14 protein-coding genes are annotated in these 20,930 nt (G+C 73.9%); 9 read left to right on the top strand and 5 right to left on the bottom strand.

All coding sequences use genetic code 11. The features are described from left to right. Positions 1-1,020: 1,020 nt before the first annotated feature. The 6 genes from ABZT87_RS29075 to ABZT87_RS29050 all read left to right on the top strand — a co-directional run bounded on the left by ABZT87_RS29075 (position 1,021) and on the right by ABZT87_RS29050 (position 10,527). The gene (locus ABZT87_RS29075; protein WP_355139450.1) at positions 1,021-1,998 is read left to right on the top strand and encodes a hypothetical protein; all 978 of its coding nucleotides are present in this window, start codon (positions 1,021-1,023) and stop codon (positions 1,996-1,998) included. 208 nt (positions 1,999-2,206) lie between these two features. After that, positions 2,207-4,831, top strand: a complete 2,625-nt coding sequence (locus tag ABZT87_RS29070; protein ID WP_355139448.1) for a fibronectin type III domain-containing protein — start codon at positions 2,207-2,209, stop codon at positions 4,829-4,831. Positions 4,832-4,858: 27 nt separating this feature from the next. Then, positions 4,859-5,854, top strand: coding sequence for a MoxR family ATPase (locus ABZT87_RS29065; RefSeq protein ID WP_354858549.1), 996 nt, complete (start codon positions 4,859-4,861; stop codon positions 5,852-5,854). Positions 5,855-5,868: 14 nt separating this feature from the next. Further along, the gene (locus ABZT87_RS29060) at positions 5,869-7,032 is read left to right on the top strand and encodes a DUF58 domain-containing protein (RefSeq protein ID WP_355139446.1); all 1,164 of its coding nucleotides are present in this window, start codon (positions 5,869-5,871) and stop codon (positions 7,030-7,032) included. Between the two features lie 83 nt (positions 7,033-7,115). Further along, complete coding sequence (locus ABZT87_RS29055; RefSeq protein WP_355139503.1) at positions 7,116-9,479, top strand: transglutaminaseTgpA domain-containing protein; 2,364 nt, start codon at positions 7,116-7,118, stop codon at positions 9,477-9,479. A gap of 244 nt (positions 9,480-9,723) precedes the next feature. Further along, entirely contained in the window at positions 9,724-10,527 is an 804-nt protein-coding gene (locus ABZT87_RS29050) for a class I SAM-dependent methyltransferase (protein WP_355139444.1), read from the top strand. 13 nt (positions 10,528-10,540) lie between these two features. Here ABZT87_RS29050 and ABZT87_RS29045 read toward each other — a convergent pair whose 3' ends face one another. Continuing rightward, positions 10,541-11,332: an SDR family oxidoreductase gene (locus ABZT87_RS29045; RefSeq protein ID WP_354858542.1), complete on the bottom strand. Its 792-nt coding sequence runs from the start codon at positions 11,330-11,332 to the stop codon at positions 10,541-10,543. Beyond that, positions 11,329-12,312, bottom strand: coding sequence for an LLM class F420-dependent oxidoreductase (locus tag ABZT87_RS29040; RefSeq protein WP_355139501.1), 984 nt, complete (start codon positions 12,310-12,312; stop codon positions 11,329-11,331). The genes ABZT87_RS29045 and ABZT87_RS29040 overlap by 4 nt, the downstream gene beginning before the upstream one ends. 178 nt (positions 12,313-12,490) lie before the next feature. Between ABZT87_RS29040 and ABZT87_RS29035 the strand changes: the two genes are divergently transcribed. Both ABZT87_RS29035 and ABZT87_RS29030 read left to right on the top strand, forming a co-directional pair. Further along, positions 12,491-13,684 (top strand): low temperature requirement protein A, encoded by a 1,194-nt coding sequence (locus ABZT87_RS29035; RefSeq protein ID WP_355139442.1) that lies wholly within the window; start codon positions 12,491-12,493, stop codon positions 13,682-13,684. A gap of 38 nt (positions 13,685-13,722) precedes the next feature. After that, a complete protein-coding gene (locus tag ABZT87_RS29030; protein ID WP_354858538.1) occupies positions 13,723-14,586 on the top strand; it encodes a DUF1028 domain-containing protein in 864 nt (287 codons plus the stop codon). 116 nt (positions 14,587-14,702) lie between these two features. On the opposite strand, the gene ABZT87_RS29025 is transcribed toward ABZT87_RS29030, so the two are convergent. Next, a complete protein-coding gene (locus ABZT87_RS29025; RefSeq protein WP_355139440.1) occupies positions 14,703-15,371 on the bottom strand; it encodes a maleylpyruvate isomerase N-terminal domain-containing protein in 669 nt (222 codons plus the stop codon). An 8-nt stretch (positions 15,372-15,379) separates the two neighbouring features. Beyond that, positions 15,380-16,267: a phosphatase PAP2 family protein gene (locus ABZT87_RS29020; RefSeq protein WP_355139438.1), complete on the bottom strand. Its 888-nt coding sequence runs from the start codon at positions 16,265-16,267 to the stop codon at positions 15,380-15,382. 185 nt (positions 16,268-16,452) lie between these two features. Here ABZT87_RS29020 and ABZT87_RS29015 point away from each other — a divergent pair, with 185 nt between their 5' ends. After that, positions 16,453-17,115, top strand: a complete 663-nt coding sequence (locus ABZT87_RS29015; protein ID WP_354858597.1) for a DUF3159 domain-containing protein — start codon at positions 16,453-16,455, stop codon at positions 17,113-17,115. Between the two features lie 285 nt (positions 17,116-17,400). On the opposite strand, the gene ABZT87_RS29010 is transcribed toward ABZT87_RS29015, so the two are convergent. Then, the gene (locus tag ABZT87_RS29010) at positions 17,401-20,307 is read right to left on the bottom strand and encodes a glycoside hydrolase family 48 protein (protein ID WP_355139436.1); all 2,907 of its coding nucleotides are present in this window, start codon (positions 20,305-20,307) and stop codon (positions 17,401-17,403) included. Between the last annotated feature and the right edge of the window lie 623 nt (positions 20,308-20,930).

Below are 20,930 nucleotides of genomic sequence, written 5' to 3'. Positions count from 1 at the left end.
AGCCCCGCCCGTCCGATACCGCCTGCGTCCCCCATGTCGCCGACGCCAGCCAGCCCCGCCCGTCCGATACCGCCTGCGTCCGCCATGTCGCCGACGCCAGCCAGCCCCGCCCGTCCGATACCGCCTGCGTCCGCCATGTCGCCGACGTCCGCCACTCCCACCCATCCGGTGCCGCCGCGCCAGCGGGCCGAGCAGCAGCCGGCGGCGTCGCCCCGGCCACCGGTCGCGCCGCTGTCTCGGGCGGTCGGCCGGCCGACGCCGTACGTCCGGCAGCAGCCACCACCCGCACCGCCGCGTCAGCGCACGAGTGATCAGCCGACCCACCCGGTCGTCGAGGCGCAGTCGGCCGCGGCTCCGGCTCACCCGCCGGCTAACCCCGCGACCCCGGCCCCGGCAGCCGCCGCGCAGCCCTCCGCCACGCCGTCGGCACCCCCACCGCCGGCTCCGCGGTGGGCCGACCCGACCATTCAGGTACGGCAGATCGAGCCCCTGCTGGCCGAGGAGGCCGCCCGGATCGCAGCGACCGGGCCGAGCGGGTCGACCCGCACGACTGACGGGCCGGGGCACTCCGGGGCGATCCCGACGACTCCAGGCGCGGCGCCCTCCCGCCCGGTGAGCGGGCCACCCCTGCACCACGCGGTCGCCGCGACGCCCACCGCGCCGCAGCCGGTCTCCGCGCCGCCCGCGCACGTCGGCCCAGCCTCCGCACCGGCCGTGGGCCCTTCCCATCCGGTATCGGCTCCGCCCGACCACGGCCAACCCGTCTCCGGACCGCCCGACCAGCCCCACCCCGCCTCCGGCCCACCGGCGGCCCACGCCCAGCCGGTGTCCGGACCACCCGGCTACGGACCACCCGGCTACGGACCACCCGTCTCCGCGCCGCCCCTCCAGAACTACCCCGTGTCGGGACCACCAGCGCAGCCGTTCCCGGTGTCCGGACCACCCGGCCACAGCCAGCCCATCTCCGGACCACCCGCCCACCCCTACCCGGTATCCGGACCACCCGCCCACCCCTACCCCGTGTCCGGACCGCCCGGCCACAGCCAGCCCATCTCCGCGCCGCCGGTGAGCGCGCCGCCCTGGGGACTGACCGCCCCGCCTTGGAGCAGCAGCGCGCCCCCGCATCCGCTGCCCGCGGCTGGCGGCGACCCCAAGGACCCGTCCCGGACGGACACCGCAGGGACCACACCGGACAGCGCGGCCACACCGAGCAGCGCGACCACCATGGACGGCCTGTCCACAGCGGGCGGCGAGAGCATGCTGGTCGCGAGCGCGACGATGTCGACAGTGCAGGGCGAGCCGTCGGGGTTCGCGTCCGCGTCGACGGAGGTGTTCCCGGCCGTCGGGCCGGCACCGGCCCCGCCGCAGGACACGACGGCGGTGCCCCTGACGCCCGTGACCTACGGGCCGCCGGCCACCCTCACGCACCCGCCCGTCGCGCAGTACCCGTCCGGTCAGCAGTACCCGGGGCAGCCCTATCAGCAGAGCCACGAGGTGTACCCGGGGCAGCGGTACCAGCAGGACACCTACTCGGCCGCGTACGCCGATGAGAGTGTTTCGACCGGCCGCAACCGGGCGACGCTGATCGGTGCGGCGGTGGCGGCCGGGGTTGCCCTGGTCGCGGTCGCCGGCCTGGGCGCGGTGGTGCTGAACCGCGACGACGCGCCGCCCCCGACCGGGGGTGCGGTGACGGCGGCGCCGGCGGTGACCGGCCCCCCTCCCGGTGACCTGAAGCTGCGCGACGACGTCGTGACGATCACCCTGACCTGGACGGACCCGTCCGGAGGGGCGGTGCCGTTCATGGTCGCCGGCGGACGGGCCGGTCTGGCGCTCGGGGTGATGGCCACCGTGGAACCGGGGCGGACCAGCCACACCGTCAACGGGCTCAGCTCGCGGGTGGACTACTGCTTCACGGTGCTCGCGGTCTACTCCACGGACAGCTTCGCCACGTCGAGCCAGGTCTGCACCAACCGCGAACGGTCCACGCCGCCAAGCTGATCGCGAGCGGTCCACGCCGCCGAGTCGACACAGTCGGGTTCGCGATCGTCGAGCTGAGCTGGGCGTCCACTGCGCACGCTCGGTATCCACAGGGGTGACGGTGCGGGTTCCCCCGTTCCCGGCCGGGCCATATGATGGCACCCGGCTCAGGGGAGGGGTCGCCGCGAGGCGTACGCCACCTGCCACGACTCAGGGAAGGCAGCCGGCTGTGGCCAGCATCGACGACGCCGAGCGGACCGACGCCCCCCGTTCCCGGTCCCGACTGCGCGGCGGGCTGGTGACGGTCGGCACGGTCACCGCGCTGCTGGCCGCCATGGGGCTGACCGTCCTGGGGCTGGGCGCGGCGGACAACGCGGTGGCCAACTACGACGCGAGTTCGTGGCTGTGGAGCGCGGTGCGCAGCGAGCTGGCCCGGGTCAACGGGGTCACCGCCCGGGTGGACACCCGCACCGAGGTTCCCGGTGCCCGCCGGCACCCGATGCAGGTCGCCCAGACCGATCGGCTGCTGATCCTGCGTGATCTGCAGACGGGGCAGATCAGCTCGCTGGACCTGGCCACCCTGCAGCTCACCGCGACCACGCCGACCACCCCCGGCCTGGGTGTGAGCGTCGCCCTGCACGAGGACGCGGCGTTCGTCGTCGACGCCGTGCAGGGCATCGTGCGGCAGCTCGACCCGCGGTCGTTGAGCCCGGTCGGCGAGCCGGTGCGCTATCCCCCGGGCATCACCGGCGGCACGTTCGACGGCGAGGGCCGGCTCTGGATCGCGGTGCCCAGCGAGGGCACCGTCTCGGCGATCACCGCCGCGAAGCTGCCGTCCGCGCCGGCCTCGGCCGCGCCGGCGGGTGGCGGGCTCAGCCCCGAACGGGTCGAGACGTACGACGTGGCCGACGCCAGCCACGAGCTGGTGGTCTCCACCCTGGACGACGGGGTGGCGGTGCTCGACCGCACGGCCGCCCGGCTGGTGCGGGTGCAGCGCGGTGAGGTCCGCCCGACGCCGTTGACACTGCCCGGCCCGGCGGCGATGCCGACCCGCACCTCCGGTCCGCGGGTGCCGGTGACGGTACCGGCCGAGCGGCGGGTGTTGGTCGTGGGTGACGTCGGTGAGGAGCGGGCGTTCACGGTGCCGGGCAGCGGCGACCGGCTGAGCCCGGCGGTGGCCTGGGCCGACCGGTTCTACTGCGCCGACGAGGCGACCGGCACCATCTACTCCTTCGACGCGGGCGGCCAGTTGGTCGACACCATCAAGGGCAGGGCGAACGGGCCACTGGAGATGGAGGTGCGGGAAAACCACCTCTTCATCAACTCGCCCGACTCGGCGACGGCCCGCGTGGTGGACGACAAGCACCAGGTGCGCGAGGTCGACAAGTACGCCAACGACGTGCTGGGCGGTGACCCGCCGCCGGCTCCCCCGCCGCCGCCCCCGCCGAAGAAGCCCCGGGTGGGCAAGCCGAGCGCGCCGCGCAGCGTCACCGCCGCCGCCGGCAACGCCCAGGCTCGGGTGAGTTGGCGGCCGGCCGCCGCGAACGGCGCCGAGATCATCAAGTACGTCGTGCAGGGCGCCGGTCAACGCCTGGAGGTGGGCGCCAACCAGCGTTCGGTGGAGGTCAAGGGGCTGACCAACGGCGAGACGTACCGTTTCGCGGTGCATGCCGTCAACGCCAAGGGTGACGGCCCGGCGCGCAGCAGCAACCCGGTGACCCCGACCGCGGCGGTGCCCGATGCACCGGCCAGCGTCACGGCGCAGGAGCGGCCGGACGGCACGGTGGTGGTGAAGTGGCCGGCCGCGAACGGGCAGGGCAACAAGATCGCCAAGTACGCGGTGACGGCCACGTCGGCGGGGACGAACGCGCCGGCGGGCGAGTCGACGAAGACGGAGCTGGTGGTGCCGGCCGGTGAGCTGGAGTTCGGCACCCAGTACGCGTTCACCGTCGTGGCGGTCAACGACAAGGGTGCCGGCTCGGCCGCGTCGCCGGTGAGCAACACGGTGGTGCCGTTCGCGGCGCCGGGCCGGCCGCTCGACCTGCAGGCCGGGACGGTCGCCGACCAGCCCGGCGCGGTCACCGTGCAGTGGTCGCCGGCCGAGGCGAACGGCCGGCCGGTGACGAAGTACCTGGTGGACGTCGGTGGCAGGACGAGCGAGGTGACCGAGACCCGCACCACCGTCACCGGGCTGGGCAACGGCCAGAACGTCACGGTAAAGGTGAAGGCGGTCAACGAGGCCGGGCCCGGTCCAGAGGCCACCGCCACGGCCCGTACGGTCGCCGCGCCCCGGGTCACCGTCACCGGTTCCTCGGCGACGGCCACGTCGGCGACTGTCACGTTCACCGTGGACGCGGGCGGCGGCAAGGCCACCTGCTCGCTGAGTACGTCGGGTGAGCCGGCGAAGGCCGGGGCGTGCTCCAGCATCACGATGACGGGGCTGACGCCGGGCACGGCGTACACGTTCACGGTCACCGCTAGCAACGCCGCCGGCAAGGGCACCGCGCAGAAGGCTGAGAGCACCGAGCCGCTGTACGGCATCGCAACGTGCAACAACGGGCCCGACGGCGACCAGCGGACGTACTGCAACAAGGACGTCGACGGCCGCAACGGCAACGAGATCTTCAAGGTCACCCGGCAGGACAACGACCAGCAGGCCGGCTGGGCGAAGCCCGGCACCCGACTGAAGGCGTACTGCAAGAAGTCCGGCGAGAACGTCGACTCGTGGATCTACAACAACCAGAAGCAGAGCACCTGGTGGGTGCAGGTCGAGTACAGCGGGAAGAACTACATTCCCTGGGCCTGGCTCAACCTGGAGGGCGGCGACAACATCAACGTCCTGCCCACCTGCTGAACCACCAGCCGAGGAGCACCGCCGACCGTGAACACCCACGAGCCGCTCACCCAGCCGGAGGTGCAGGGCTTCGCCGCCCTGGCCGCCCGGCTGGCCGAGAACGTCAACGCCGTGGTGCTCGGCAAGCCGCAGGTGGTCCGGCTGGCGCTGACCGCGCTCTTCGCCCAGGGTCACGTGCTGCTGGAGGACGTGCCGGGGGTCGGTAAGACGACCCTGGCACGGGCCATCGCCGCGACCGTGAAGGGTCAGTGGCGGCGCATCCAGTTCACGCCAGACCTGCTCCCCTCGGACGTGTCCGGTGTGACCATCTTCAACCAGGCGAGCCGGGACTTCGAGTTCCACCCGGGGCCGGTGTTCGCCAACATCGTGATCGCCGACGAGATCAACCGGGCGTCGCCGAAGACCCAGTCGGCGCTGCTGGAGGTCATGGAGGAGCGCACGGTCACGGTGGACGGTGTCCGGCACCCGGTGCCGGCGCCGTTCCTGGTGGTCGCCACGCAGAACCCGGTCGAGATGGACGGCACCTACCGACTGCCCGAGGCGCAGCTCGACCGTTTCCTGGTGAAGCTGTCCGTCGGCTACCCGGACGAGGCCGTCGAGGTCGAGGTGCTGCGCGGCGCGACGGTCCGCTCCCCCGAGGCGCTCGCCCCGGTCACCGACACCGCGACCGTCGGGGAGATGGTCCGGATGGCCCGTCGGGTGCACATCGCCGAGCCGCTCTACGCGTACGCGGTCCGGCTGGCCGCCGCCACCCGCACCCATCCGCAGGTACGCGTCGGGGTCAGCCCTCGGGGCGTGATCGCGTTGACCCGGGCGGCGTGCTCGTACGCGCTGATCGACGGCCGGGGCTGGATCATGCCGGAGGACCTGAAGGCGCTCGCCGAACCGGTGTTCGCGCATCGGCTGCTGCTGACCCCGGATGCGCAGGTGCGCGGGGTGACCGCCGCGGAGGTGCTGCGCCAGGCCATCGCCTCGGTGCCGGTGCCGCTGCCGTCGGGGCAGCCCGCCCCGGTGCAGGGCTGACCGGCAGCAGCGCCATGGGGATCACCGCCCGCGGAATCGGGCTGCTCGTCGCCGCCGTCGTCCTGCTCGGCCTGGGGTTCCGCTTCGCGTACCCCGAGTTGACGTTGCTCGGCGCGGCGGCCGGCGCGGCGGTGGGCTACGCGGCGCTGACCGCGGCCTGGCGGCCCCGGCTGGTGGTCGGCCGCCGGGCGGACCCGGACCGGGTCGCGCGCGGGGAGCCGGCGAGCATGACGCTGACCGTGCGCAACGCCGGCCGGCTGCGCTCGGCGAACCTGCTGGCCGAGGACCGGTGCGGGAGCCGTGTCGTGCCGGTGCCGCTGCTGCGCCTGCGACCCGGTCGGGACACCGAGGTCCGCTACGACGTGCCGACCGACCGTCGCGGGGTGGTGCCGGTCGGTCCGCTGCGGGTGACCCGGCGCGACCCGTTGGGTCTGGTGGCGCTGGCCCGCCCGTACGGCGAGACGACGCCGGTCTGGGTGCATCCCCGGGTCCATCCGCTCACGGCGGTGCCCACCGGCGCGGGGCGCAGCCTCGACGGCCGGGTGGACGGTGTGCCGCACGGGTCGATCACGTTCGACTCGCTGCGGGAGTACGTGGTGGGTGACGAGCTGCGTCGGGTGCACTGGCGCACGAGCGCCCGGGTCGGCGAGCTGATGGTGCGCGAGAACGTGGACACCAGCCTGCCCCGCCTTGTCGTCCTCCTGGACAACCGCTCTGCCGCGCATCCGCACCGGTCCGACGGGGTGGCCGAGTCGTTCGAGTCCGCGTGTGAGGCGGCGGCGTCGGTCGTCACCGCCGCGCACCGCGCGGACCTGCCGGTGGTGATGCTGCTGGTCGGCCCGGAGCTGATCGAGCGCGGCCCGGCGGGGGACGCCGAGGTCGGGCCCCTGGACCGGCTCGCCGCCGCCGACCTGTCCGACGAGGACGACGCGTTGCGCGCGGTCACCACCCGGCTGCGCCAGGACCGGCTCGGCGACACGCTGATCTTCCTGACCGGCCCCGGTGGGCGGGACGGGTTGGGACATGTCGGCGCGCTACGCGGCGCGTACCCGTCGGTGGTGGTCGGGGTGTTCGGCGCGGCCGAGCCGACGCCGGCGGGCACGGCCGGCCTGGTGGTGGTCGACGCGGTGGACGGCGCGCAGTTCGCCGCCGAGTGGGACGGGGTGCGCCGGTGGTGACGGGTGTCGAGCCGCAGCGCGCGCCGGACGTGGCGACGGACCCGCGGCAGGCGCCGTCGGCAGCCGGCGACGCGACCGGGCGGGTGGTACGCGCGCTGCGGGCGGCCGTCGTGCCGCTGGCGCTGATCACGCTCACCGCGCTCGCCGGGGTGGTGCTCGGCCGGGTGTACGCGGGCGACCTGCTGACCCGGCTGGTGATCGGCGCGGCGGTGGGCTCGGTGCTGGTCAGCGTCGCCGCCCGACGACTGCCGTCCTGGCTCGTCGCACCGGTGTCGGTGGCGGCGTTGGCCGGGTGGACGCTGTGGTCGTTGCGGCTGGCCGCCACCCGCGCCGACCTGCCGGGCAGCCTGCTGGAGGTGAGCGCAGACGCCGCACGCAACGGCATTCCCCGGCTGCTCACCGCGATGATTCCGGTGGAGCCCACACCGGACACGGTGCTGGTTCCGGTGGTGGCCGCGTGGCTGGCCGGTCTGGCCGGGGCGGAGGTGGCGCTGCGCACCGGCCGGGTGCTGCTCGGCTACCTGCCGGCGGCAGGGCTCTACGCCGCGGCCCTCTACGTGGTCGGCCCGAACGCCGAACCGGCGATCGGGACGACAGTTGCCTTCGTCGCGGTCGCGGCGGTCGGGCTCGCCGCGCCGACGGGTACGCCGCCGGCCGGCGGTGACCCGACGGCCGGTCTCGCCCCGGGGATGCGCGCGGCGGTACGACTTCGGCTGGCGGCCTCGGCGGCGCTCGGCGTCGCGCTGGTGATCGGCCTGGTCGCGCTGCTCGGCCCGGTGGTCGCCGGTCAGGTCGACGGGCGGCCGGTGGACCCGCGCCGGTACGTGGAGCCACCGCAGGTGCAGACGCTCGACGAGAACCCGCTGATCCGGATCTCCGGGTGGGCGCTGCGACCGGAGCAGAAGCTCCTCGACGTCAGCACGGTGGGCGCCACCCCACCGGCCGGCGGAGCGGACGACCCGACGGCGACCGGCGACGCGGACGACCCGAAGGCGGGCCGCAGCGTACAGATCCGGTTGGCGGTGCTCAGCGACTACGACGGGATCACCTGGCGGGTCGGTGCGACGTACCGCAACGCGGGGCGGATCCTGCCGGCCACCGCGCCGGCCCGGGACAGCACGGTGCAGACCGTTCGGCAGGAGATCACCGTGGCGGAGCTGAGCGGCCGGCTGCTCCCGGCCGTGGCGACGCCGCGCGAGGTCAGCGGGGCGCGGGTGGCGTACGACCCGGCGACGGGGACGCTGATCAGGCCGGAGGGACTGACACCGGGGCTGCGGTACACGGTGACGTCGGCCCGGGAGCGCCCGGACAACAACCTGCTGGCCACCGCGAACGTGCCGGCCGGCGAGGAGGTGGCCCGGGTGCTGCGGGTCGCCGACGGGGTGCCCGACCCGATGCGCCGGTTGGCGGCACAGCTCGCCGAGGAGAACGGCGCCCCGTACGCGCGGGCGTCGGCGATCGAGCAGTTCCTGGCCGAGCACTACCGGGTGGTGGCCGACGCGCCGAGCGGGCACGCGTACCCGAACCTGGCCTTCTTTCTCTTCGGTCCGCGCAACGGGGGCGGGCAGCGGGGAACGTCTGAGCAGTTCGCGGCGGCGTTCGCGGTGCTCGGCCGGCTCTCCGGTCTGCCGACGAGGGTGGTGGTCGGCTTCTCCTGCAGTGGGCAGGGGCCGGTGCGGGCCGGTGACGCGTACGCCTGGCCGGAGGTGCTCTTCGACGGGTTGGGCTGGGTGGCGTTCGACCCGCTGCCCCGCCCGGAGAACGAGCCGAGGCCGGTGGAGGAGGACTTCCGCCCGACCCCGGAGGACCCGCCGCCATCGGAGGCGCCGGCGCCCACCGTGGAGCCCACCGCGTCGCCGGAGCCGGTGGCCGCCCCCGACGGGCCGCCCGCACGAGGTGGCGTGTCCACGCCGGTGCTGGTCGCGGGCGGCAGCGGTGGTCTGCTGCTCGTGGTGGGGGCGCTGCTGCTCACCCTGTTGGCGATGCGTCGCTCCCTCACCCGCAAGCGACTGGCGGGGGGTGACCCCAACCAGCGCATCGCCGGCGCCTGGCGGGAGGTCACCGACGCGTTGCGACTGGCCGGCCGCCCGGTCGGCGGCGACCTGGCGGCGACCGAGGTGGCCGCGCAGGCCCGGCAGACCCTGGCCGACGCCCGAGCAGCCACGACCAGAGGCGGCACGAACGGCAGCGACGCGACCGGCAGCGGCGTGCCCGGCGACGAGCCGACAGTCGACGAGCTGGCGATCCTGCTCAATCAGGTGGGCTTCGCCCCCGGCGCCGCGGCGGCCGATCAGGCGGCCCGCGCCGCCGAGGTGGCCACGGTCTACATCGCCAACCTGCGCGCGGCTCGCCCCTGGTGGCGCCGCCTGCTCTGGTCCGTGCACCCCTCCCCCCTCCGCCAGGCCCGCCGGTCCCCCCACTCCCACCCCCGCCGCCCCCCGCGGTGATCAAGAGGTTCGCGTCATCTCAGGACCCGTTCCTGACGCGAACCTCTTGATCACCGGTGGCGGATCGGGGGGAGCGGAGCCGGGCGCGGCGGCCGTAGTCGGCGGCCACGGCTGTCACCCGGGGGGCCCGGGCGGCCAGCGGGACGTGACAGAGGTGAATGCGCTCCCGCAGCCGAGGTAGCGGCCGCACGCCGCGGCGGAAACACGGTGGCGGCGGGTACGGCGTAACGACGAGCATCAGGGGGTGGATCAGCACACGAGCGAGATCGTCGACTACTACACGCTGCGCTACCGCGAGGACCAGCGGCTCTCCGCCCGCCCGCAGGCACGACTGGAGTGGATCCGCACGACGCAGCTCCTGCGGGATCTCCTGCCCGGCCCGGGTGCCCGTCTCCTGGACATCGGCGGAGGCACCGGCGAGTACGCGAGGGCCCTCGCCGTTGCCGGCTACGAGGTCCGTCTCGTCGACCTGGTGCCGAGTCACGTCGCGCAGGCACGCGGCGGGCAGCCACCCGTCGAGGCACGGGTCGCCGACGCGCGAGCGCTTCCCGACGCCGACGACGCGTACGACGCCGCGCTGCTCCTGGGGCCGCTCTACCACCTGGTGGGCCGTGCCGACCGGCTACAGGCGCTCCGCGAGGCCGTCCGGGTCACCCGCCCCGGCGGTCACGTCGTGGCCGCCGCCATCTCCCGTTTCGCCGGTCCGCTGGACTTCGCCGCCACCGCACGCCTCGACGAGCGGCTGCTCGACGAGGCCAGGAACCTGCTGACCGACGGCACCAACGATCCACGGACCGGCTTCACCCACGCGTACTTCCATCGGGTCGAGGAGATCACCGACGAGTGTTCGGCGGCAGGGCTGACCGACGTCGTCGTACACGGGGTGGAGGGCCCGGCGTGGACGGCGGCGGAGGCCGCGGCGGGTGGGCCGGCGCAGGACGCGGTCTTCTCGGCCGCGTTGGACCTGGCCCGCGTCTACAGCACCGAGCCGGCGCTGATCGGATCGAGCGCGCACCTCCTGGCCGCCGGGCGCGTCCCGGGGCGCTAGAACGTCGGGGCCGTCAGGCCGTCAGTCGGCGGACCAGCTTGCGGAGGCCGGCCTGCCAGCCGTCCGGGTCCTCGGCGCGGCGGCGGGCGTAGTCGGCGACCTCCGGGTGCGGCAGGATGAGGAACCGCTCCTCGGCCAGCCCGGCGATGGTCGCCTCGGCGACCTGGTCCGGGGTGAGCACCGCTCCGGAGGCGGCGATCACCCGGGCGCCCAGGTGGCCCTCGACGATGCCGTCGGCGAGCATCGGGGTGTCCACACCCTGCGGGCAGAGGGCGCTGACCCGGATGCCCCGGTCCCGGTAGGTGATGGCGAGCCACTCGGCGAAACCCACCGAGGCGTGCTTCGTCGCGGTGTACGCGGCGTCGCCCACCGCGGTCAGCACGCCCGCCGCGGAGCAGGTGTGCAGCAGGTGGCCGCCGCCGCGGGCGAGCATGCCGGGCAGCACCGCGCGGGCCGAGTAGACGTGGGCGAGCACGTTGACCCGCCACGCGCGATCCCAGGCCGCGTCGTCGACCTCGATTCCCCCGCCGGTGGTCACCCCCGCGTTAGCGCAGAACAGGTCGATGCGGCCGAAGCGCCGTTCGGTGTCGTCGACCAGCGCGCGGACCTGGGCCTCGTCGGTGACGTCGAGGGCGGCGGCGTGCGCCACCGGGCCGATGCCCTCGGCCACGGCGTGGGCCGCCTCGGCGTCCAGGTCGGCGACGACCACCGCGGCGGCGCCCTCGGCGGCGAAGCGCCGTGACAGTGCCGCCCCGATGCCGCCGGCGCCGCCGGTGACCACCGCGATCCGGTCGGTCAGATTCACTGGGACGCTCCCACGGGCTCGGTGCCCAACCGGGCGATGAGGGTCATCAGCGCGGCGGCGCTGCCGGCGGCCACCTCGGGGGTGGGCAGCAGCGCGAGGACCGGCACGTCCACGCCGGCGTCGGCGTAGCGGCGGACCTGGGCTCGGCACCGCTCCGGCGAGCCGTGCAGCACCAGGGCGTCGACCACCTCGTCGGGCACCGCCGCGCTGGCGGCACGCCGGTCCCCCGCGGCCCAGGCCTCCCACATCGGCGCCAGCGCCTCGGTGCGGCCGAGCCAGCGATGGAATTCGGCGTACGCCGGCACGGTGAGGTAGCTGGTGATCAGCCGGCGGCCGAGCGTGCGGGCGTACGCGGCGTCCTCGGTGGGGCAGACGAAGATCCGGGCGGCTACCTCAAAGCCGGCACGCCGCTCGCCCAACTCCGCGAGGGTCCGCGGCACGTCCTCGGCGCTGAGCCAGTTGAGGATGACCCCGTCGGCCTCGGCGCCGGCGAGCCGGAGCATGCCCGGGCGCAGCGCGGCGAGCAGGATCGGCGGCGGCACCGCCGGTGGCCGTTCGAGGGTGAACCGACGCACCGTGAAGGTGTCGTAGACCTCGTCCACCGTCTCACCGCGCAGCGCGGCGCGCAGGAACCGCAGGACGTCGCGGGTACGTCGGAACGGCTCGTCGAATCGCACCGCGTTCCAGTCCCGCACGAGCACCGGCGAGGACGCGCCGATGCCGAGCGCGAACCGGCCCGGGGCCGCCTCGGCGAGCGCCGCCGCGCTCATGGCGAGCAGCCCGGGGCCGCGGGTGAAGACCGGGGTGATCGCGGTGCCCAGCCGCAGCCGCGGCTGCCACGCCGCGGCGAGGGCCAGCGGGGTGAACGCGTCGGTCCCGGCGACCTCGGAGGACCACACGTCGGTGAACCCGGCGCTATCGAGGGTCGCGTAGACCGCCTGGTGATCGGCCAGCGGGATCCCGCCCAACGGCACCGTCATGCCCCATCGATTCGTCACCGATCGATCGTGCCCGTTGACGGGGCCTGCGAGCAAGATCCCCGAAGTGGGCAGAATCGCCGGTTCGCGGCCGCGCGTGCCGGCTGAGGTGCTACGACTTCGAGGTGGACCGGAGCACCGGCGCAGGCCGCTGACCATGGGTTCCAGGGCGGCGGGACACTTGGAGCCGGTCCCGGCGGCGACCGCGCCCGGTCGGGCCACGTTCCTGGAGCTCTTCTTCGACCTGGTCTACGTCTTCGCGCTCACCCGGATCTCCGCGCGTGCGTTCGAGGACCTGACCGAGAGCCCGGCGCAGCTGGGCTGGCCGGCGGTCACCGGCAGCGGCAAGACGCTGCTGTTGCTGCTGGCGCTCTGGGCGGTCTGGCAGGGCACCGCGTGGACGACCAGCCGCTACGACCCGTACCGGGCACCGCTGCAGACCGTGGTGTTGACCGCGCTCGTGGCCAGCATGGTGATGGGGGTCGCGATCCCCCGGGCGTTCAGCGAGACCGGGCTGACGTTCGCGACAGCGTACGTCGTCGCGCAGGTGACCCGGCCGCTGATCCTGTCGATCGCGTTGGGACCGCATCCGTACCGCCGGTTGAAGGTGCGGATGACCGTGGTGTTCGCCGTCAGCGGGGTGTTCTGGATCGGTGGGGCGTTGCTGCCCATCAACGGGCAGGTGATGCTCTGGGCGCTGGCGTTGCTCATCGAGTACCTGGCGGCGCGGTGCGGCTGGCCGGTGCCGGGCCTGGGCCGGTCGACGGTCTCGAAGTGGGAGATCGCCGGGGAGCACCTGGCCGAGCGGTACCAGCAGTTCTTTCTCGTGGCGCTGGGCGAGACGATCCTGGTGGCCGGTTTCGCGTACAGCAAGGGCCCGTACGAGTCGGGGCACGTGTGGGCCTTCGCGCTCTCGGTGGCCACGTCGATCATGCTGTGGCGGATCTACGTCCAGCGCGCCGGGCAGATCCTGGGCGAGGCCGTGATGACGGCCCGCCACCCGGCGAACATCGGCCGCTCGGCGGCCGACACGCACCTGGTGATGGTGGTCGGCCTGGCCGCCACGGCGGTCGGCTACGAGCTGATCATCGATCATCCGCTGGGCCATGCCCCGGGGGCGTGGCTGGCCATGGTGCTCGGCGGACCCGCGCTGTTCCTGGCCGGCCGGGCCCGTTTCGAGTACGAGGTGTTCGGGCGGGTCTCCCCGTCGCGGTGGATCGCCATCCTGGTGCTGGCGGCGGTGGTCGTACCGCTGCTGTTCCTGCCGGGGCTGGCCGCCTTGGCCGCCGGAGTGCTCGTGCTGGGCGGCGTCGCGGTCGCCGACGCCCGCCGGGCGCGGGGCGCGCCGCCGGAGGCCGCCGCGACCCCGTTCTGACCGTCGGCGTACGCCCAACAGCCGGTTAGTCTCGGCGGGTGACCTTCTCCCTCGTCGCCCGCTCCGCCGACGGCCGCCGCCACGGCGTCGTCGTGGCCAGCAAGTTCCTCGCCGCCGGGGCGCTGGTGCCGGCCGCGCAGGCCGAGGTCGGCGCGCTGGCCACCCAGGCGCACGTCAACCTCGCCTACCGCCCGCAGGGGCTGACGCTGCTCCGCACCGGGGTGGCCGCCGCCGACGTGGTGGCCGGCCTGATCGCCGCCGACGCCGAGCGGGAGCACCGGCAACTCGGCGTGGTGGGCGTCAGCGGCCCGGGTGCGAGCTGGACCGGCCCGGCCTGCCACCCGTGGGCCGGCGGGCGGACCGGCGACGGCTGGGCCGCGCAGGGCAACGTCCTCACCGGCCCGGAGGTCGTCGACGCGCTGGGCGACGCGTGGCTGGCCTCCTCGGCGCTGCCGTTCGCCGAGCGGCTGGTCGCCGCGCTGCGCGCCGGTGACGAGGCCGGCGGGGACCGGCGCGGCCGGCAGAGCGCCGGCCTGCTGGTGGTCGAGCGCGGCGGAGGGTATGGCGGCACCAGCGACGTGCTGATCGACCTGCGGGTGGACGACCATCCGGACCCGGTCACCGAGCTGGGTCGGCTGCTGGCCGTGCACACCATGCTGTTCAGCCGACCCGACCCGGCGACCCTGCTCGACCTGAGCGGCGCGGTCGCCGACGAGGTGGCGACGTTGCTCACCGCGCTCGGTCACCCGGTCGGCGACGCCGGGACGGAGGCGGCGCTGGTCTCCTGGGCAGGGCTGGAGAACCTGGAGGAGCGGTTGGTGCCGGGGCGCATCGACCCGGTGGTGCTCACGCACCTGCGGGGCGTCGCCCCGCACGTTCCCGCGCCCCGACCGGCGAGCTGACCGGCCGGGCCGGCCCCGCACGTTCCCGCGCCCCGTTCGGCGGGCTGACCGGCCGGGGCGGCGTCAGCGGCACCCGGTGACGAGCCAGCGTGGGCGACTCGCGACGGCGGTCGGGGTCAGCGGCCGAAGGCGAGCCAGCGGAAGCCGGCGGCGTCGATCGCGGCCCGTTCCTGGCCGGTGAGCGCGGCACGGCCGGTGGTCTTGCGGATCAGGGTCAGCCGGTCCCAGCCCAACGCGGCCGGTGCGGGTCGCCCTGCGGTGAGCAGGTCGGCGATCACCGCGGCCGCACGCGGGGTGAGCCACGGCGGGCGGTCCAGCGCCGCCGCCAGGTCCAGGCCGTGCACGCCCACCTCGACCACCCGGGTCCGCAGGAACTCGGTGAGGAGCATCGCGTCGCCGTGCCGGGTCCGGACCACCCGATCGGGCGGGGCCACGGCGACCGCCGCGTCGGCGGCCCGCCAGGCCCGCTCGAACCCGGTCGCCAACGCCTCCCGGTGCACCTGCCGCGCGTCGCGGCGGCCGCCGGCGATGCGGTCGGCGTCCACCTGCGGGGTGAACTTCGCCGCGCCGAAATACCGGGCGGCGTCCACCTCGGCGCGCGGCGGGGCGGGGGCGGCGAGCATGTCGGCCAGCCGTCCGGCGCCGGTGCGCACGTGCGCGAGCAACTCCCGGACGGTCCACGGCGGGCAGGGGGTGGGCCGGTCGAGGTCGACGGCGTCCACCTCGGCCAGGATCTCGGTGAGCCGTACGCACTCGGCACGGAACGCCGCGCGAACCGGGTCCACCGGTCGGCTCAACCCTTGACCCGGGGCACCAGCCGGTGAACGACGGTCAGCACCAGCGCCATCACCAGCGCCATTGTGCCGGCGATGCCGGCGGCGCTGCCCGCGTACCCGACGAAGAGCGGGCGGCGACTCAACTCCTCCGGGCCGGTCCCGCGCAGGTCCACCAGCCAGGTGAGGGCCAGTCCGGAGGCGATCAGGGCGAGCACGCCGGCCACGCCGAGCACGACCGCGGCGACGCGGTGGGCGTCACCGGGCGCGATCTGGGCCTGCTCGCGTTGGGTGATCAGCAGGACCAGTCCCGCCAGCGCCGCCCAGACGCCCACCACCAGGTAGGCGGCGACCGCGTCGCTGGGTCGGTGCCAACCGGCGGACAGGGTCGCCACCCCGGCGATGGCGGCGTAACTCGCGCCGACGAAGGCGCCGACGGCCCGCACCTTGGGCGGCAGGACGAGCATGAGCGCGACCGCCACCGACGCGGCCACGGCGGTGTGCCCACTGGGGAGGCTGTTGCCCACCGCGGCGCGCTCCGGGTCGAGGCCGAGGTCGGGCCGGCTCAGGCCGTACTTGAGCAGTTGGGTGGAGACGTTCGCCCCGGCGATGAGCAGGGTCGCGGTGACGGCCAGGGCGATCCGCCCCCGGATGAGCGCGATGAAGCCGATCATCGCGGTGGCGGCGAGCAGGGAGACCACCGACATCGCGTTGAGGATCCGGTCCACCGGCCCGTCGATGCGGTCGTGGCCGATCTCGTTGCCGGTCAGAGCGACCGTGTCGACCCACTGGCCGATCTCGGTGTGCAGGGCCACCCGCCAGACGGCGAGGAAGGCGGCCGCCTGGACGAGCGCCAGTACGACCAACCAGACCGCGGTCCAACCCCGTGCCGTCGCGCGCATCCGCACACCGTAGCGGCCGGCGCCGGCCGGTCGGCCGGTGGCCCACCGGCTCCCGGCGGTTAGGTTGAGGCGGAGGCGAGGAGGTGGCGGTGGGCGGCACACCGGAGCGGGAGTCCGGCCAGGTCGAGCCCGGCCCGGACCGGGCGACGACGGCCGGTCGGCAGGCCGGCGGGGCGGCCCCGGCCGAGTCCCTGGCGGACCTGCTGGGCGGGCGGCGGGGCGCGGTGGACGCCACCCTGCCGCCGGTGGCGTTCGCGCTGGGCTGGCTGATCGGCGGAGAGTCGCTGTGGGCCGGGGTTGGCGCGGCGCTCGCCGTGGGCGTCGTGGTGGCCGGCGTACGGCTGCGGCGGGGTGACCGGCCGCGCTCGGTGCTGATCGGGCTGCTCGCCGTCTGCGTCGCGGCGCTGATCGCGGTGCGGACCGGCCGGGCCGAGAATTTCTTTCTGATCCAGTTGCTGTCGAACGCCGCCAGCGCGCTGGCCTGGGCCGTGAGCATCGTGGTGCGCTGGCCGCTGCTCGGCGTGCTGGTCGGCGCGGCGCTGGGCCAGCGGGCCCGGTGGCGGCGGGATCCGGCGCTGCTGCGCGGGTACGGCCGGGCGAGTTGGGTGTGGACGGCGACCTATGTGGTGCGGGTGGCGGTGTTCGTCCCGCTGTACCTGAGTGGGCAGGTGCTCGCGCTCGTGGTGGCCCGGATCGCGTTGACCTGGCCGCTGGTCGCGGCGGCGCTTGCGGTGAGTTGGGTGGTGCTGCGCCGGTCGTTGCCGACCGGGCACCCGGGGCTGCGTCACCCGGTCACCGGCGACCCGGACATCCGGCCCGACGAGCCGGCCGGGAAGGGGCCCCGGCGGGCATAAAAAGTGGAGAGGCCGCCACGGGGGGAGCGGCCTCTCCGGTGACGTACGTTACTCCGTCATCCTCATTGGTGTGATCCCGCGACAGCCCGAATTTCTGGGCTTTTTCGCGGCAGTCTTCAGTCCGGGCGGTGGGGTGGGCCGGTCGACCCGCTGCGTTGGCCAGATGACCGGCCCACCCCGGCCTGACCGTGGGTGTCAGGCCGTCCGCCGGCCGGGTCCCATCGTTCCCCCGGACCCGGCCGAACCCCGGGGTGGGCGGGGCACTCCACCCACCCCGGGTTGCTCTCAGCCGTTCGGGAACAGGGTCCCGTAGTCGGCGTACGCCATGGCCACGTCGGCCTGCGCCCAGAAGCGGTGGTAGTTGAAGCTGGGCTCCGCACCACCGTTCAGGTACGCCTGCACCTTGGGCCAGTCCGGGTCGTTCTTGTAGAAGGACCGGATGTCGAGGAAGCTCTTGCCGGCGGCGATGGCGTCGCCGTTGGGCATCTTCCCGGTCCAGCCCGGCGGGACGTAGAGGCCCTGCCCGGTGGACGCGTCGTAGGTGTCGTCGAAGCGCTTGTAGTCGCCCCGCGTCTCAGTGGTGGAGACGCCCTTCGCGTCACTGGCGGCGTCGAGCGCGTCCAGCAGGCCCTTGGCGGTGGTCTTCGCCGCCGCGTTGCCCGACTTGGCCGCGTACGCGATCAGGGTCCGGGCGTAGGAGGCGGCGACGCCGACGTCCTGGCCCTTGCTGATCACCTCGACGTGCAGGTTGGTGTTGGGCTGCGGGCTGGACGGGTTCCAGGTGATCGGCTGACCGGTCCACTTCATGTCCGACGGGATCGACCAGTTGGTGCCGACGGTCGTGTTGGCGATCGCCCACGGCACCCACTTGTCCAGCAGCGCCTTGGCCTTCGCGTTGCCGGTCTGCAGGTACAGCTCGGCGACCCGCTGCATCGACCACGCCTGCATGCCGAACCACTGGTTCGACGGCGGGTCGTTGTAGACCGGGTCGACGTCGTAGAACATGCCGTAGAAGGTGCTGGTGCCCGACGGCGGCTGGGCGTAGCTGCCGTCCCAGCTGTTGGTCGCGCCGCCGGCGATGCCGCCCTCGGACGACTGCAGCCAGGTGTAGAACTCCAGCTGCCGGTCGAAGCTCTTGGTCCAGTCGGCGACCGCGGTCGACGACTGCGGCTTGAGCTCCGGGGTGTTGGTCAGCGCCCAGGCCGCGAACGGGTTCTGGTAGCCGAAGTGGTTGTGGCTGGAACCGATCCGCCAGGACCAGTTCTGGCTGGCGTCGTACGCGCCGCCCCAGGCGTAGTACCAGGACAGCAGGTAGTGCGCCGAGTCCTTGCCGCTGCCGGCGGGGCAGGTGCTGGCCCCGACGCAGTTGCCGATCTTCTTGAAGTACTTGTCGAACATCGCGTACCGCAGGTAGTCGCCCATCTTGGCGGCCTTGGCCACGGTGGCGGCGACGTCGGCCTGCTTGCCCTGCGCCTTGGCCCAGGTCAGCGCCCAGTACGCGGCCTGCACGGCACGGGCGTCGGCGTCCGGGGCGTTGGTGTACTTCCACTGCTTGGCGGGAGTGCCGGTGTCCTTGACGAACAGGTCAAGGTAGCCGTACTGACCGCCGTGCTTGAAGGTGTCGCAGGACGGCTGCGGGACGGTCTCCCACACCGACTCCTGGGTGCCCCGCTGGAAGGTGTTGATGTACGCCGGCTTGGTGGTGCCGTCACCGCAGTGGCCGAAGCCGTAGGTGTTGTCGACGTCCATCAGCCAGTGCATGCCGTAGATGTCGCCGGTGCCGTAGGTGGACTGGAGCTCCGAGCGGAGCGGGTCCTGCCCGACGGAGATGTTGGGCTGCAACGCCGAGGGGTACTGGCTGGGCAGGTTGTACTCGGCGGCGTACTGCGGCGTGCCGGCGGAGCCCGCGGTGGGCTGGTCGGCGTGCGACGGGATGATGTACTTCTCCATCACCGTCCAGGCGTTGTTGAACGGCGCCCAGTTCTGGGTGACGCGGCCGTACTGGGCCTCCAGCCAGATCCAGAAGCTGAACGCCTCCGAGGTGGTCTCGTGGCCGTGGTCGGGCGCCTCGACGATCAGCGTCTCGACCGAGTGGTACGGCACGCCCTCGGGGCTGAAGTAGCCCGAGTTCTTGATCTTGCCGTACTGGGTGAGGAACTTCTTGATGTAGGCGTTGTCGCCGCCGGGGGTGTCGTTGTCGATCTCGGTGGCGGTGACCGCCAGGGGTGCGAGACCGGTGGCGGACGCGGTGATGGTGGCGGTGCCGCCGACGGTGTCGGTGTCCTCCGCCGCGGCGACCGTGACGGTGACCCCGGTGTTCCAGTTAGTCGGCGTCAGCGTGGCGGTGGTCGGCGAGACCGTGACGTCGGTGTCCCCGCTGCGGGTGAGGGTGACCGGCACGCTGGCCGTCGGCGCGGCGCTGAGCTTGAGGTTGAAGGTGGTCGTGCCACCCTCGTTGACGCTCACCGCGGACGGCGTGGCGATCAGCGTCGGGCCGCTGGCGGCGCCGACGGTGAACGCCTTCTCGGCGACCCCGATGCCGTTGGCGTTGTCGTACGCCTTGGCCTGCACCGTGTAGTTGCCGGCCGGCAGGTCCTCCTGCGTGTACGTGTACGGCGCGGTGGTGTCGGTGTTGATCAGCAGGCCGTTGCGGTAGAACTCGACCTTGCTGATCGTCCCGTCCGGGTCGCTGGCCGTGGCGGTCAGCGGCACGTCTGCCGGGGCGGTGAACGGCCCGCTCGGCAGGGCGAGGGAGACCGTCGGCGGCTGGTTGGCCGGGGTGCCGTTGCAGGAGGTGCCGTTCAGGGTGAACGAGGTGGGCTTCGGGTTGCTGCCCGAGTAGGACCCGTTGAAGCCGATGGTGGTGGAAGCCCCGGTGCCGAGGTTGCCGTTGTACGACTCGTTGGTTGCGGTGACCTCACTGCCGGACTGGCTGAACCTGGCCGACCAGCCCTGGGTGACCCGCTGGCTGCTGTTCGGGAAGGTCCACTTGAGCGTCCAGTTGCTGACCGCGTCGCCCAGGTTCTTGATGGTCACGTTGGCGGTGAAACCGGTGTTCCAGTCGTTGGTTGCGTAGACCACGTCGCAGGCGGGTGCGGCCTGCGCGGCGCCGGCGGGCAGGGTCACCCCGCCGATGGCGAGCGCGGCGGCGGCGAGGATCGCCACTCGGCGGCGTCGTGCCAGTTGTCTCATGTGCGCGGTGTCTCCTCGGACCAGGCCGGGATGGTCCCCGGCGAGGCGCCTGCCCGCGGGTGTGGTGGTACGCGGGGGATTCGAGGCGCCGGGAAGGTGGTTGCCCCGGGCCCGGCCGGGGTGCGGCGGTGCGGCCCGCGCGGGAGGGGGTCCCGCCGGCTGCGCTCGGGTGCCGTGACCGGAAGTCGTGCTGCCGGCTGCCCTCGGCGGACCCGCGCCCACGCGATCTGGCTCCTGTCGCGTTGAATCGACAGTGTGCCATGGAAGCGCTCCCACAACAAGCGCACAGGGGACGGGATCACCCAGTTGTTTCGATCTCGTTTTGGGTCTTTCACAAAGGCGTGACGGGCGTTACAGTCGCAACATCGGTCGATGGGAGCGCTTCCATCGACAAAGGTTCCAACTGGAAGATCACCGGGACCGTCCTCGTGGCGGGCCCCGGGGAACCAACCCGAAGGCCGACGGCGGGCCAGCCCGGACGCCGCCGTCAGCCATCATCCCGCCACAGGGAGGGAGGTGGAACCAGAGCCACTCGCGTGGCCCGGCTCCCGCGCGACACGCACGGCAGGACCCAAATTCCGCCCGTGTGTGTGCAGTTACGGTGGGGACGGGGGTTGCCCTCC

The sequence above is a fragment of the Micromonospora sp. NPDC005237 genome, assembly GCF_040607775.1.
In the GTDB taxonomy this organism is placed as follows: Bacteria; Actinomycetota; Actinomycetes; order Mycobacteriales; family Micromonosporaceae; genus Micromonospora.
The sequence above is the reverse complement of the archived record's forward strand: the minus strand, read 5'-3'. Positions and strand labels throughout refer to the sequence as shown.

Excerpts from the sequence above, each read along its gene's own strand:
- ABZT87_RS29060 (WP_355139446.1), top strand. The coding sequence starts at position 5,869 with ATGGGGATCACCGCCCGCGGAATCGGGCTGCTCGTCGCCGCCGTCGTC.
- ABZT87_RS29040 (WP_355139501.1), bottom strand. The coding sequence starts at position 12,312 with ATGACGGTGCCGTTGGGCGGGATCCCGCTGGCCGATCACCAGGCGGTC.
- ABZT87_RS29010 (WP_355139436.1), bottom strand. The coding sequence starts at position 20,307 with ATGAGACAACTGGCACGACGCCGCCGAGTGGCGATCCTCGCCGCCGCC.